A 13,702-nucleotide genomic window follows, 5' to 3' on the forward strand; every position below is an offset into this window, starting at 1 on the left:
CGGCCTTAACGCACCGGACAGGATATGGTTCCGTAAAATTTTATCTTTTGTTCGATCCCATGCCGGACAGGCGGGCGGCTGCCAGCGACGCCGCAAAAGCCAGGGCAAGCATGACGAAGGTGAATTCCGCGACCGCATGCCAGCCGTCGGCCACCCAGAAATAACCGCCAGCCGAACCGGCAATGCTGGAACCCAGATAATAGGCAAGCAGGTAAAGCGAGGATGCGTGTCCCTTGGTGTGAAGCGCCAGGCGTCCGACCAGGGCGCTTGCAACCGAATGGCTGACGAAGAAGCCGACAGTCACGAGGATGATGCCTGCGATGATGGCGGGCAGCGACGCGAAAAGCGTGAGAAGACAGCCCGCTGCCTGTATGGCAAGCCCAATGGGAAGGACGGAGAAGTAGCCGAGCCTGTCGCCCATCCTGCCTGCGAACCACGACGCGGCTATGCCGAACAGATAGACCGTGAAAATGGCGCCCAGCACCGTCTGGCTGAGACCATAGGGCGCGGCCACGAGGCGAAAGCCGATATAGTTATAGATGGTGACGAACGAACCCATCACCAGAAAGCCGATGGCAAAAAGCAGCGGCAGGGCCGGATTGCGGATATGGCCGATCCATGCGCCCAGATGAAACCGCGCATTGAGGCCGGGCCGCGGGATGAAGTTGCGCGAGGCGGGCAGGAGAAGAAGGAAGCCGATGGATGCCGCAAGCCCCAGCAGGCCCATGCCGGCCAGCCCGACGCGCCAGGAAAAATATTCGGCAAGCGTTCCGGCAATGACGCGGCCCGCCATGCCGCCGAATGCGTTGCCGGCAATATAGAGCCCCATCGATGCGCCGAGGCCGCGCGGGTCGATTTCCTCTGCCAGATAGGTCATGGCGACTGCCGGAACCCCGCCCAGCAACAGGCCCTGCAAGGCGCGAATGACGAGCAGCATATGCCAGTCCGGCACCAGCGCGCAGGCTATGGTGCAAAGCGCGGAGCCCAGAAGCGAGACAAACATCAGGGTGCGGCGGCCAAAACGTTCCGATATGGCGGCGGCGCAGAAGATTGCAAAGGCGAGAAAGCCGGTCGAGACGGAAAGCGACAGGGAACTGGCTGCGGGGGTGATGCTGAAATCATGCGCGAAAAGCGGCATCAGGGGCTGGACGCAGTAAAGCAGGGAAAAGGTCGCGAAGCCGGACAGGAAGAGCGCAATGCTCGCATTGCGAAAGGCTGGCGTGCCCTTGACGAGATAGTGCTTCTGTTCGGATGCCGTGGGCGCTGCGACGAGCTTGAGCTGGCTTTGTGGTGTTCTGACGCTGTCGAGACTGCGTTCTGCGAGGCGTGACATGGCTTTGCCTTTTCAAATCCTCCCGCTTTCTGATCTAGTCAAATACACTCCATTTGTCCAATATATGGAGATGGCAATTGCAATAGCTTTTGGATATGGCAATGGAACTGCGTCATCTGCGTTATTTTCTGGCCGTGGCCGAAGAGGGCAATTTTACCCGCGCGGCCGGAAAGCTCGGGATCGGCCAGCCGCCGCTGAGCCAGCAGATCCGCGATCTTGAAAACGAGATCGGCGTGGCGCTGTTTCATCGCGTGCCGCATGGGGCCGAACTGACCGCGGCAGGGGCGGCTTTTCTCGGCGAGGCAAAGGCTTCGCTAGCCGCCGCCGAAAAAGCGAGGCTCGCGGCGCAAAGCGCGGCGCGGGGCGAAACCGGCAGGTTTGCGCTGGGCTTTACCGCGTCGTCCGCGTTCAATCCGATTGTCAGCGCCACGATCCGCACGTTTCGCGCCAGATGGCCCGATGTGAAACTGACCCTGACGGAGTTGAACAGCCGACTGCTGATGCAAAATCTGGTCCGGGGAGAAGTGGATGCCGCCTTCATCCGTCCGGGTCTGGAAAATTCCAGGGATGTGCGCATGAAGCGGCTGGCGGACGAGCCGATGCTGATTGCCCTGCCGAGCCATCATCCTCTTGCAGCCCACGCGAAACTGCCGATTGCGGCCCTGGCGAAGGAGGCTTTCGTATTCTTTCCGCGCACTGTTGGGCTCAGCCTTTACGATGATGTGGTCGAAGCCTGCCGGAAGGCCGGTTTTGAAATGATCGTGGCGCAGGAGGTGCCCCAAATGCCATCGGTCGTCAATCTGGTCGCGGCCGATCTCGGAATCTCGATTGTTCCCGCCGCCATTGCGCAGATCAAGCTGGCCGGTGTCACATACAGGCCGATCGAGGGGGAACCGCTGGCGGCGCGGCTGGGGCTGGTTTCGATGAGGAGCAACCGCTCGCCGCTGATCGACAATCTGATGAGCCTGTTGCCGGATCAGTGACGGCGATTGCGGCCCGACGCCCGCATCACCGCGGCGGCCTTGCATGAACATGGCTTCTCCGCTTTGATGAGGGTGGGGGAGCGCATATTTTGCTTTACGTACCTCAAAACGAAAGCTAAGCTTTTATCGTGACGCTTTGGGAGGAGTTCACGTGCAGCCAGAACGATCGGCGAAAGCGCCGGGAAAGACTGTGCCTGGGAAGCGCCAGCTGCGGCAGTTCGCCGTGGGCGGTCATCCATGAGCGCGCCGGGAGAAGCGGACGGGCCTGCGCTGCTGGAAGCTGTGTCGCTTTCCAAGTCATTCGGTCCGGTTCAGGTTCTGAAAAACATCGACCTGCGCATTTTCGGCGGCGAGGTTCATGCGATCATCGGCGAGAATGGCGCCGGGAAATCGACGCTGATGAAACTGCTGGCAGGCAATGAGCGCCCAACCAGCGGGGAAATCCGCATCGATGGCGCGCCCGTGTCCTTTTCGGGGCCGGTGGAGGCAGAGGCGCAGGGCATCGTGCTGGTGCATCAGGAAATTCTGCTCGCACCCGATCTGACCGTCGCGCAGAACATCTATCTTGGCCGCGAGCTCAACCGTGGGCTGGTTGTCGATGACAGGGCAATGCGCGAAGGCGCGCGCAAGGCCATCCGCGACCTTGGCGCCGATATCGACCCGGATGCGGTCGTTGGAACTTTGTCGATTGCGCAGCGCCAGCTTGTCCAGATTGCCCGTGTGCTGCTGGTGCCGCATCGTGTCGTGATATTCGACGAGCCGACCGCTTCGCTGACGCCTTTCGAGACGGAAGCGCTGCTGAAACTCATTCGCGATATTCGCGCCAAGGGTGTCGCCGTGCTTTATATTTCGCACCGCCTGCCGGAGGTGAAGGAAATATCCGACCGCGTGACCGTGCTTCGCGATGGCAAGCTGGTGTCCAGCCATTTGGCATCCGAGTTGCAGCCTGGCGATATGGCCCGTCTGATGGTCGGTCGTGATGTTTCCAAGCTTTATCCTGATCGCGCAAGCCAGCATGACAACGCTGCCATTCTGGAAATCGGGAATTTCAGCGTGCCGGGCTATGTGCAGAATGCGGGCTTTCACCTGAACCGGGGCGAGATACTGGGCTTTGCCGGTCTGGTCGGCGCGGGACGGACTGAACTGATGGAAGGCATCGTCGGGCTGCGGCCCGGCAAGGGCGATGCGCGCCACAATGGCAAGCCGGTCCATTTTCGCAATGCGCATGAAAGCCAGAAGGCGGGGATCGTCTATCTCAGCGAGGACCGCAAGGGCAAAGGCCTGCTTCTGTCCAAGGATATGGGCGTCAATCTCACCCTTGCTTCCTTGAAGAAATTCGTGCGCGGCTTGCAGATCGACCGCAACCGGGAGCGCAACGCGCTCGATGAGGCGATCCGCGCATTCGATATACGCACCGGCCGCAAGGATATTCTGGCGGGGCAGCTTTCGGGCGGCAACCAGCAGAAGCTTCTGCTTGCCAAGATGATGATGCTCGATCCGTCCATCGTCATCATCGACGAGCCGACACGCGGCATCGATGTCGGCACGAAGGAGCAGATCTACCAGTTCATCGCCAAGCTGGCCGATGAGGGGAAATCGATCATCGTCGTTTCGTCGGAAATGCCGGAGCTGATCGGCATCTGCGACCGCATCGTGGTGATGCGGGAAGGGCGGATTGCCGGTGAGGTGACGGGCGACCGCATGACGGAACATGACATCGTCGTGCTTGCAACCGGCGTTGAAGCCGAAAATGCCGCATAAAAACAATAAAGTGGGAATGAGATGACACAGGTTGCGACCGATAAGAGCAGAGTGCCGAGGACCTCCAGGGATTGGGACCTGCGGGCGATTGCCCCGTTCATAGCGCTCGCCTTGCTGCTTGTTCTGGGCGCGATTGCCAATCCGAACTTCATCAGTATCGACAATCTTCTCAATGTCGCAACGCGCAGCGCTTTCATCGCCATCATCGCGCTTGGCGCGACCTATGTGATCTCGTCCGGCGGGCTGGACCTGTCGGTGGGCGCGATGGTGGCATTCGTCGCCAGCATCATGATCCTGTTCATGAATAGCGGAATGATTGCCGATCCGGTGATGATGCTGATTGCCGCCGTGATGCTGGCGCTGATCGTCGGTGCTGCCTGCGGCCTGTTGAACGGCCTGATAACGACGGTGGGTGGGATTGAACCCTTCATCGCCACGCTTGGAACTATGGGCATCTATCGCGGGCTGACGACCTGGCTGTCGCAGGGCGGCGCGATCACTCTGCGCAATCCAGAAATCCAGTCGCTCTATCGCCCGGCCTATTTCGGCTCGGTGCTCGGGGTGCCGGTGCCGGTTATCGTGATTTTCGTCACCGCAGCGCTTGCGGCCTTCGTCCTTTATCGCACGCGCTATGGCCGCCATGTCATCGCGGTCGGCTCGAATGAGGACGTGGCGCGCTATTCCGGCATTTCGGTCAAGAAGGTGCGCACCATCGCCTTCATCATTCAGGGGCTTTGCGTCGCTGTTGCCGTGCTTCTCTATGTGCCCCGGCTCGGTTCGACCTCGGCCACGACCGGCCTGATGTGGGAATTGCAGGCGATCACCGCCGTGGTTGTCGGCGGCACGGCGCTGCGGGGTGGCGTGGGGCGCATCTGGGGCACGATCTGCGGCGCATTCATTCTGGAGATCATCGGCAACATCATGATCCTGTCGAACTTCGTCAGCGAATATCTGCTGGGTGCCATTCAGGGGGCGATCATCATTATCGCCATGCTGGTGCAGCGCTCGCTGTCGCGGAGATAGGTTTTGGAGATTGGCGGGATTGGTGGGGCGGTTCCAGCCAGGGAGGAATGAGAGCCCCGCATTTACTGGGAGGAAGACCATGCGAGGGAATTTGATGAAGCTTGCTTTCGCCGCCTTGACGGCGGGGGCGCTCGCCTTTGGCGGCGCGGCAAGCGCACAGGACAAGAAAGTGACGATCGGCGTGTCGATCCCGGCGGCTGATCACGGCTGGACGGCGGGTGTCGTCTATCATGCCGAACGTGTGGCAAAGCTTTTGATGGAAGAGCATCCGGGCCTCAATGTCATCGTCAAGACATCGCCCGATGCGGCATCGCAGGCCAATGCGTTGCAGGATCTGGCGGTGCAGGGCCTCGACGGGCTGGTCGTCCTGCCGACCGATCCCGATCCGCTCGTCAACGCGATCAAGGAGATCAAGGACAAGGGCACCTTTGTCGCCCTGGTCGACCGCGCGCCGAGCAGCAACGACAATTCCATCCGCGATCTCTATGTGGCCGGCAACAACCCGGCGCTCGGACAGGTGGCGGGTGAATATATCAAGGCCACGACGCCGGATGCACAGGTCGTCGTCATTCGCGGCCTGCCGATCCCGATCGACCAGCAGCGCCAGGACGGTTTCGACAAGGGGATCGAGGGCTCCAATGTCAAGGTTCTCGACCGCCAATATGGCAACTGGAACCGCGACGATGCCTTCCGCGTGATGCAGGACTTCCTGACCAAATATCCGAAGATCGATGTGGTCTGGGCACAGGATGACGACATGCTGGTCGGCGTTCTCGAAGCCATCAAGCAGGCCAACCGCTCCGATATTCAATATGTCGTGGGCGGCGCCGGTTCCAAGGATATGATCAAGAAGGTGATGGACGGCGACAAGCTCGTGCCGGTCGATGTGCTTTATCCGCCAGCGATGGTCTCGACCGCCATGGAACTCGCCGCCGGTCATTTCTATGACCAGATTCCGGTGAGCGGCAGCTATATCCTCGATGCAACGCTCGTCACCAAGGATAATGCCAAGGACTTTTATTTCCCGGATTCGCCGTTCTGATCACGGCCCGGCGCGTCTCGCCAGAGGCGCGCCTTGTTTCATTCTGGAGGAGTTTCGATGAAGACGATCAAGGGACCGGGGATTTTTCTCGGACAGTTCGCAGGCGATGCAGCGCCGTTCGACACATGGGATGGCATCACCAGATGGGCTGCCGAAAAGGGCTATGCCGGGGTGCAGGTTCCCACATGGGCGAGCCAGCTGATCGATCTGAAAAAGGCTTCCGAATCCAAGGATTATTGCGACGAATTCGCCGGTGTGGCGCGGGAAAACGGCGTCGAGGTGACGGAGCTTTCGACCCATTTGCAGGGCCAGCTTGTCGCGGTGCACCCGGCCTATGACGAAGCTTTCGATGGTTTTGCTGTGCCGGAAGTGCGCGGCAATCCAAAAGCGCGCCAGCAATGGGCGGTCGAGCAGGTGAAGATGGCGATCCGCGCCTCGCGCAATCTGGGCATCGGCGCGCATGCAACCTTTTCCGGGGCGCTGGCCTGGCCGTTTATCTATCCATGGCCGCAGCGTCCCGCCGGTCTGGTGGAAACCGCATTCGAGGAACTTGCCCGCCGCTGGACGCCGATCCTCGATCATGCCGAAGACCACGGCGTCGATATCTGCTATGAAATTCACCCCGGCGAAGACCTGCACGATGGCGTGACCTTCGAGATGTTTCTGGAGCAGGTGAAAAACCATCCACGGGCCAATATGCTCTACGACCCGTCGCATTATGTCCTGCAATGCCTCGATTATCTCGACAATATCGACATCTACAGGGACCGCATCAAGATGTTCCATGTCAAGGATGCGGAGTTCAATCCGACCGGGCGGCAGGGCGTCTATGGCGGCTATCAGGGTTGGGTCAACCGCGCGGGCCGCTTCCGTTCGCTGGGCGACGGTCAGGTGGATTTCGGCGCTGTGTTCTCCAAGATGGCCGCGAATGATTTTGACGGATGGGCCGTGGTCGAATGGGAATGCGCGCTGAAGCACCCGGAAGACGGTGCGCGCGAAGGCGCTGAATTCGTGAAGGCGCATATCATCCGCGTCACCGACAAGGCGTTCGACGATTTCGCCGCCGGCGGCACCGATGACGCCGCCAATCGACGTATGCTGGGATTATGAGGACGCAATGACCATCGAAGCAAAGACCACGGAAACTGCCGCTCCCCGCATCCGCCTCGGCATGGTGGGCGGCGGTGCTGGCGCTTTTATCGGCGGGGTGCACCGCATGGCGGCGCGGCTCGACAACCGGTTCGAACTGGTGGCTGGCGCCTTGTCGTCATCAGCGGAAAAGGCGCAGACCTCGGGGCGTGAACTGGGGTTCGCCGAAGACCGCATCTATTCCAGCTACAAGGACATGGCCATTCGCGAGGCGCGGCTGAAAAACGGTATCGAAGCCGTTTCTATCGTAACGCCGAACCATGTTCACTATGACGCCGCCAAGGAGTTTTTGCGGCGCGGCATCCATGTCATCTGCGACAAGCCGCTGACCTCGACCCTTGCCGATGCGAAGAAGCTGAAAAAACTTGCCGATGAAAGCGGCGCCTTGTTCGTCCTGACGCATAATTATACCGGCTATCCGATGGTGCGGCAGGCGCGCGAGATGATCGCCAATGGTGAGCTTGGGGATTTGCGCGTCGTACAGGTGGAATATGCGCAGGACTGGCTGACCGAAGCGGTGGAAGCGACCGGCGCCAAGGGCGCTGTCTGGCGCACCGATCCGGCCCAATCAGGATTGGGCGGCGCGACCGGCGATATCGGCACCCACGCCTTCAATCTCGCCTCCTTTGTGACCGGCTTGACGCTCGACAGCCTTGCTGCCGATCTCGACAGTTTTGTCGAGGGACGGCGTCTCGACGACAATGCGCATGTGATGCTGCGTTTTGAAGGCGGCGCGAAGGGGATGCTCTGGTGCAGCCAGGTTGCGCCCGGCAATGAAAATGCGCTGCGCCTGCGCGTCTATGGCACGAAGGGCGGCATCGAATGGGCGCAGGAAGACCCGAACTATCTCTGGTTCACGCCTTTCGGCGGGCAAAAGCGGCTCATCACGCGGGGCGGTGCGGGCGTCGGCCCTGCGAGCGCCCGTGTGACCCGCATACCGGCGGGACACCCGGAAGGCTATCTGGAGGCTTTCGCCACGATCTATTCGGAAGCAGCCAATGCCATCGCAACCCATCGCAATGGCAAAAAGCCGGACAGTGCAGTGGTCTATCCGACTGTCGATGACGGGCTGAAGGGCGTTGCCTTCATCGATGCCTGCGTGCGCTCGTCACAGAAGAATGGCAGCTGGGTCAAGCTCTAAAGAGGAAAGGGCGCCAGCGGCGCCCTTTTCGTTTCAGCGGGCTCAAACGTAGCGATTGACGACGTTTTCGAGATATTCCTGACGGCCGGATTTCGGCTGCGGATTGATGTCCTTCGCTTCGACTTCAGCGGTGATCTGGTCCAGCGAAAGGCCGGTCAGAAGCTTCTTGCCGAAATCGCCGTTCCAGCCGGCATAGCGCTCATCAAGCGGCCTGGACAATGCGCTGTCTTCGAGCATTCCGGCGGCGGCTTTCAGCCCGCGTGCGCAGCAATCCATGCCGCCGATATGACCGATCAGCAGATCCTGCGGGTCAAGCGACTGGCGGCGCAGCTTGGCGTCGAAATTGGTGCCGCCGGTCGTGAAGCCGCCCGCCAGCAGGACCTGATAATAGGCGAGCGCCATTTCCGGCACATTGTTGGGGAACTGGTCCGTATCCCAGCCGGACTGATAGTCGTTGCGGTTCATGTCGATGGAACCGAAAATGCCAAGCGCGCGGGCAAGCGCCAGTTCGTGCTCGAAGGAATGACCGGCGAGGATGGCGTGGCCCTGCTCGATATTGACCTTCACTTCGTTTTCAAGGCCGTAGCGCTTCAGGAAGCCGTAGACCGTCGCGACATCGTAATCATATTGATGCTTGGTCGGCTCCTGCGGCTTCGGTTCGATCAGGATCGTGCCCTTGAAGCCGATCTTGTGCTTGTATTCGACCACCAGATTGAGGAACCGGCCCATCTGGTCAAGCTCACGGCCAAGATCGGTGTTGAGCAGCGTTTCATAGCCCTCGCGGCCGCCCCACAGCACGTAGTTCTCACCACCAAGCCGTTTGGTGGCGTCGATGCAGCTTTTCACCGTCGCGGCGGCAAAAGCGAACACGTCCGGATCGGGATTGGTGGCTGCGCCCGCCATATAGCGGCGGTTGGAGAAGAGGTTCGCCGTGCCCCAGAGAAGCTTGACGCCGGTTTCGGCCTGCTTCTTCTCGAAGATATCGACGATTTCGTTCAAATAGCGCGTATTTTCCGCAAAGTTGCGTCCCTCTGGCCGCACATCGGCATCGTGGAAGCAATAATAGGGCGCGCCGAGCAGGGAGAAGAACTCGAAAGCCACGTCGGCCTTGAGCTTTGCCGCGTCCATCTCGCTGGAATACCATGGACGGTCGAAGGTGCGTCCGCCGAACGGGTCGCCGCCCTCCCAGGCAAAACTGTGCCAGTAGGCGACGGCAAAGCGCAGGTGATCCTCCATGCGCTTGCCCAGCACGATTTCATCCGGGTCATAGTGGCGGAAGGCCAGCGGGTTGTCGCTGTCCGGTCCCTCATATCTTACCTTTTGAATGTCGCCGAAAAATCCGGTGCTCATTATGTCCTCCCGTTCGAATGACGTTCATGTCTGATGATGTGCGGCAGCATCACGAACCGGCGAGGGCGTGAAGTGCCGGATAAAGGGCGTGATAGCGCTGATAGGCTTCCTCATAGGCCGGGATGAGGGCGGCTTTCGGCTCTATCATGCGTTCCGTGCGCGGCGGCGTGCAGACGGCAAACGGATCGGCGCCCGTGGCGGCGATGAGCCCCAGCCGCGCAGCACCGAAAGCGCCGCCGAAGTCGCCTTCCTCCGGCAAGGCGATCGGCACGTTCAAGGCCGTCGCGATGGCCTTCAGCCAATAGGTGGAGCGCGAGCCGCCGCCGACAGCGGTGAGCGAGCTGATCTCGGTGCCCGCCGATTGCAGCGCGGCGAGATTGTCGCGGATCGCGAAGGCAACGCCTTCCAACACGGCTTGCGTCAAGGCGCGCTGATCGGATTCATGCTCCAGACCTGAAAACAGGCCGCGTATCTTCGCATCGTTATACGGCGTGCGTTCGCCGGAGAGATAAGGCAGGAATGTCGCGCTGCCCGGCGCATTCAGCGTATCGCCGAGTGCCCTGTCGAGTTCGTGCGCCGTTTTGCCGACAAGCCGCGCATACCAGTCGAGCGCGCTTGCCGCGGACAGGATGACGCCCATCTGGTGCCATGTGTCGGGCAGGGCGTGGCAGAAGGCATGAACCGCGCTTTCCGGCTTCGGCTGATAGGCGCCGTTTGCCGCGAAGAGCACGCCCGATGTGCCGAGTGAAACGAAGGCATGGCCGGGCCTGACCGTGCCCATGCCGCAGGCAGAAGCCGCATTGTCGCCAGCGCCGCCCGCCACGACCGGCTGACCGCCAATGCCCCATTCGGCGGCAAGTTCTGCCCGCAGCCGCCCGGTGGCGTCGGTGCCTTCGGCAAGACGCGGCATCCGGCTTTCATCGAGGCCGGTCTTGTCCAGAAGCGCGCTGGACCAGCGGCGCGCGCCGGTATCGAGCCAGCTTGTGCCTGCCGAATCCGACATATCCGACACATAGTCGCCGGTGAGCCACAGACGCAGATAGTCCTTGGGCAGCAGCACCTTGCGGATGCGCGCGAAAATATCCGGCTCGTTCCTGGCCACCCAGACGAGTTTAGGGGCGGTAAAGCCGGGAAAGACAATATTGCCGGTGATGGCGCGAAATGCCAGGTCGGCATCGAGTTCGGATGCTTCGCGATAACTGCGCGTATCGTTCCACAAGATGCAGGGCCGCAGCACCTGATCCTGTTCGTCCAGAAGGGTAGCGCCGTGCATCTGGCCCGAAAGGCCGATACCGGCAATCGCCGAAAACGCTTTCGGGTGGGCCGCACGCAGACCGTCGATTGCGGTGCGGCAGGCTTTGATCCACTGGGCCGGGTCCTGTTCGCTCCAGCCGGGGTGGGGGCGCGAAACATCCAGTTCGCCATGGGCGGAGCCGATCACCGTCTGCCCGTCATCGATCAACAGCGCCTTGACACCGGATGTTCCTAGATCGATCCCGAGATACATATTTGCTCCTGTTGGAAAGGCCCCGTTGGAAAGGTATTGTCGCCCGCGTGTCAGTCGAAATGCGGCAGGTTGTCCTTGAGAAAAATTTCAATGCGGATGTATTCCTGCCCCGGCACGATCGCCAGACGGTCCGCAGAGGCTTTCAGCACCCGGATGGCGCTGCGGATTTCATGGCCCGCATCCTGCGCCAGAACGGCATGGATGATGCCGTCTTTTAGTGCTTTCGAGGTCACGCTGTCGCGTTCATGCGCAATGACCAGCGGGCGATTGGATGCGTGCTTTGCCAGAGCCTTCACCAGGCCGCTATTGCCTGCGCCGAGGCTGTAAATCCCGGCAATGTCGCCGCGCTCGTCAAGCAGCCTGCCGACAAGCTTTTCCACGCGCGGGTCTTCATCGAAACCTTCCAGCACCGGCAATATCTCACGGCTCGGAAAGTCGGCCTTCATGGCCGCCGTAAAACCGTCGAAACGTTCCTGATGATCGCGGACTTTCAACGAACCTGCGACGACCGCAAGCGCGCCTTCCGTTCCGTTGGCGAAAAGCCCCAGAAGCCGCGCTGCCGTGCGCCCCGCCGCGCCATTGTCGACGCCGACATAATGCGTTCGCGTGGACTGTCCGAGATCGGATACGAGCGTGACGGCATGAATGCCCTGTTCGCCCAGTCGGGCGCAGGCCGCACGCACGGGATCGGTATCGACCGCCACGAATGCGACGCCGTCGGGCCTGCGCCCGACTGGGCGAGCAGCGCATTCGTCCAGCGCCTTCACAAGGGCTACTTCATCGAAGGCGGGGACCAGCACGAGATTGACCAGAATGCGTTCGGCCAGGGCGCGTTCGGTCGCGGCTTGCAGTTCCGCGCGCAGGCTCAGCATGAAGGTGTTTTCATTGTCCGGCAAAATAAAATCGAACTGATAAAGCCGGCCGCGCGCAAGGTTGGCCGCGCCCACATCGCGCACATAGCCAAGCGTGTTCATCGCCGCCATAACCCGGTCGCGCGTCTTCGCTCTCACACCCGGACGTTCGTTCAGCACACGGTCGACCGTGGCAAGGCTGACGCCCGCTGTTCTGGCTATATCATGGACTGTGGGTTTCATTCTCGCTCCTCGACGCGGACCATAAGATCAAAAATGAGGTACGTAAATCAAAAAATACTTGCACTTCATTTTTCTTCACGTATCAATGGTTGCCGAGGATGGGCGGTGTGTCTTCTGCACGCTGTCCCGATGGAGTGATCTTGGCGCAAGGCGCCTTTGGGAGGATCAGCCATTCGAAGAATAAGCAGCTCCGAAGGGGGGCTGTCTTGTCGTGCCGAACTCCGGGGGCGGAACACGTTCGGGGGCGCGGTTTGGTATCAGCCGGCGAAAGGCCGGCGGTGTTTGGAGGAGACTTGCATGAAACGTCGTAATTTTCTGACCGGCGCGCTGGTTGCCGCGGCTTTGGGCATCAGCGCCATGGCGTCGACACCGGTTCTTGCCTCGCCGGAAAAGCCGGTGATCGGTTTTTCCATCGACGATCTTCGCGTCGAGCGCTGGGCGCGTGACCGCGACTATTTCATCGAAGCAGCGGAAAAGCTGGGCGCCAAGGTCAATGTGCAGTCGGCTGACGGCAACGAGGAAAAGCAGGTCAAGCAGGTTGAAAACCTGATCGCGCAGGGCGTGGACGCCATCGTCATCGTCCCGATGAATTCCAAGGTTTTCGATGCGGTCGTGGCCGATGCCAAGGCATCCGGCATCAAGGTTCTGTCCTATGATCGCCTGATCCTCAATGCCGATATCGACGCCTATATCTCGTTCGACAATGAGCGCGTCGGCTTCATGCAGGCGGAAGCTGTCCTCAAGGCCAAGCCGGAAGGCAATTATTATCTCCTCGGCGGCTCGCCGACGGATAATAACGCCAAGCTTCTCCGCGCCGGTCAGGAAAAGGCGCTGAAAGAAGCCGTCGATTCCGGCAAGGTGAAGGTTATCGGCTCGCAATGGGTCAAGGAATGGAGCCCGACGGAAGCGCTCTCCATCATGGAAAACGCCCTGACGGCAGCGCAAAACAAGATCGATGCGGTTGTCGCTTCGAATGACGGCACAGCCGGTGGCGCCATCCAGGCTCTGGCCGCGCAGGGGCTGGCTGGAAAGACCGCCGTTTCCGGGCAGGACAGCGACCTTGCCGCCGTCAAGCGTCTGATCGACGGCACGCAGACCGTAACGGTCTACAAGCCGCTGAAACTCATCGCGTCGGAAGCGGCCAAGCTCACCGTCCAGATGGTCAAGGGCGAAAAGCCTGAATTCAATGCCAAGCTCGACAATGGCGGCAAGCAGGTCGACACGCTTCTGCTGACGCCGACCGCCGTGACCAAGGACAATATCGATATCTACATTCAGGATGGCTTCTACACCAAGGAGCAGATCTACGGAAAGTAAGC

11 protein-coding genes are annotated in these 13,702 nt (G+C 60.6%); 7 read left to right on the forward strand and 4 right to left on the reverse strand.

The genetic code is table 11. The annotated features are described in order from the left end of the window. Nucleotides 1–40: 40 nt before the first annotated feature. Nucleotides 41–1,333, reverse strand: a complete 1,293-nt coding sequence (locus tag AVM02_RS02355) for an MFS transporter (RefSeq protein WP_411505414.1) — start codon at nucleotides 1,331–1,333, stop codon at nucleotides 41–43. A gap of 101 nt (nucleotides 1,334–1,434) precedes the next feature. Between AVM02_RS02355 and AVM02_RS02360 the strand changes: the two genes are divergently transcribed. From AVM02_RS02360 to AVM02_RS02385, 6 genes are all read left to right on the forward strand, one after another. Continuing rightward, on the forward strand, nucleotides 1,435–2,316 hold the full coding sequence (locus AVM02_RS02360) for a LysR family transcriptional regulator (RefSeq protein ID WP_411505415.1): 882 nt from the start codon (nucleotides 1,435–1,437) through the stop codon (nucleotides 2,314–2,316). A 237-nt stretch (nucleotides 2,317–2,553) separates the two neighbouring features. Then, on the forward strand, nucleotides 2,554–4,077 hold the full coding sequence (locus AVM02_RS02365) for a sugar ABC transporter ATP-binding protein (RefSeq protein ID WP_411505416.1): 1,524 nt from the start codon (nucleotides 2,554–2,556) through the stop codon (nucleotides 4,075–4,077). A 21-nt stretch (nucleotides 4,078–4,098) separates the two neighbouring features. Continuing rightward, a complete protein-coding gene (locus AVM02_RS02370; RefSeq protein WP_411505417.1) occupies nucleotides 4,099–5,100 on the forward strand; it encodes an ABC transporter permease in 1,002 nt (333 codons plus the stop codon). Between the two features lie 79 nt (nucleotides 5,101–5,179). After that, nucleotides 5,180–6,142, forward strand: a complete 963-nt coding sequence (locus AVM02_RS02375) for a substrate-binding domain-containing protein (protein ID WP_411505418.1) — start codon at nucleotides 5,180–5,182, stop codon at nucleotides 6,140–6,142. Between the two features lie 57 nt (nucleotides 6,143–6,199). Next, nucleotides 6,200–7,252: a sugar phosphate isomerase/epimerase family protein gene (locus tag AVM02_RS02380; RefSeq protein ID WP_411505419.1), complete on the forward strand. Its 1,053-nt coding sequence runs from the start codon at nucleotides 6,200–6,202 to the stop codon at nucleotides 7,250–7,252. Nucleotides 7,253–7,259: 7 nt separating this feature from the next. Then, nucleotides 7,260–8,432: a Gfo/Idh/MocA family protein gene (locus AVM02_RS02385; protein WP_411505420.1), complete on the forward strand. Its 1,173-nt coding sequence runs from the start codon at nucleotides 7,260–7,262 to the stop codon at nucleotides 8,430–8,432. Between the two features lie 42 nt (nucleotides 8,433–8,474). On the opposite strand, the gene xylA is transcribed toward AVM02_RS02385, so the two are convergent. The 3 genes from xylA to AVM02_RS02400 are packed head-to-tail and all read right to left on the reverse strand — an operon-like array spanning nucleotide 8,475 to nucleotide 12,383. Next, nucleotides 8,475–9,782 (reverse strand): xylose isomerase, encoded by a 1,308-nt coding sequence (gene xylA / locus AVM02_RS02390; RefSeq protein ID WP_411505421.1) that lies wholly within the window; start codon nucleotides 9,780–9,782, stop codon nucleotides 8,475–8,477. A 49-nt stretch (nucleotides 9,783–9,831) separates the two neighbouring features. After that, nucleotides 9,832–11,289: a xylulokinase gene (gene xylB, locus AVM02_RS02395; protein WP_411505422.1), complete on the reverse strand. Its 1,458-nt coding sequence runs from the start codon at nucleotides 11,287–11,289 to the stop codon at nucleotides 9,832–9,834. Nucleotides 11,290–11,339: 50 nt separating this feature from the next. Further along, nucleotides 11,340–12,383, reverse strand: coding sequence for a LacI family DNA-binding transcriptional regulator (locus AVM02_RS02400; protein ID WP_411505423.1), 1,044 nt, complete (start codon nucleotides 12,381–12,383; stop codon nucleotides 11,340–11,342). Nucleotides 12,384–12,680: 297 nt separating this feature from the next. Here AVM02_RS02400 and xylF point away from each other — a divergent pair, with 297 nt between their 5' ends. Further along, nucleotides 12,681–13,700, forward strand: a complete 1,020-nt coding sequence (gene xylF / locus AVM02_RS02405; RefSeq protein ID WP_411505424.1) for a D-xylose ABC transporter substrate-binding protein — start codon at nucleotides 12,681–12,683, stop codon at nucleotides 13,698–13,700. Nucleotides 13,701–13,702 lie beyond the last annotated feature (2 nt).

Source organism: Brucella anthropi (assembly GCF_046630315.1).
Lineage (GTDB): Bacteria > Pseudomonadota > Alphaproteobacteria > Rhizobiales > Rhizobiaceae > Brucella > Brucella anthropi_A.

Bases quoted from the DNA above. Each gene is read 5' to 3' on its own strand.
- AVM02_RS02355 (WP_411505414.1), bottom strand. From the start codon at position 1,333: ATGTCACGCCTCGCAGAACGCAGTCTCGACAGCGTCAGAACACCACAA.
- AVM02_RS02360 (WP_411505415.1), top strand. From the start codon at position 1,435: ATGGAACTGCGTCATCTGCGTTATTTTCTGGCCGTGGCCGAAGAGGGC.
- AVM02_RS02365 (WP_411505416.1), top strand. From the start codon at position 2,554: ATGAGCGCGCCGGGAGAAGCGGACGGGCCTGCGCTGCTGGAAGCTGTG.
- AVM02_RS02370 (WP_411505417.1), top strand. From the start codon at position 4,099: ATGACACAGGTTGCGACCGATAAGAGCAGAGTGCCGAGGACCTCCAGG.
- AVM02_RS02375 (WP_411505418.1), top strand. From the start codon at position 5,180: ATGCGAGGGAATTTGATGAAGCTTGCTTTCGCCGCCTTGACGGCGGGG.
- AVM02_RS02380 (WP_411505419.1), top strand. From the start codon at position 6,200: ATGAAGACGATCAAGGGACCGGGGATTTTTCTCGGACAGTTCGCAGGC.
- AVM02_RS02385 (WP_411505420.1), top strand. From the start codon at position 7,260: ATGACCATCGAAGCAAAGACCACGGAAACTGCCGCTCCCCGCATCCGC.
- xylA (WP_411505421.1), bottom strand. From the start codon at position 9,782: ATGAGCACCGGATTTTTCGGCGACATTCAAAAGGTAAGATATGAGGGA.
- xylB (WP_411505422.1), bottom strand. From the start codon at position 11,289: ATGTATCTCGGGATCGATCTAGGAACATCCGGTGTCAAGGCGCTGTTG.
- AVM02_RS02400 (WP_411505423.1), bottom strand. From the start codon at position 12,383: ATGAAACCCACAGTCCATGATATAGCCAGAACAGCGGGCGTCAGCCTT.
- xylF (WP_411505424.1), top strand. From the start codon at position 12,681: ATGAAACGTCGTAATTTTCTGACCGGCGCGCTGGTTGCCGCGGCTTTG.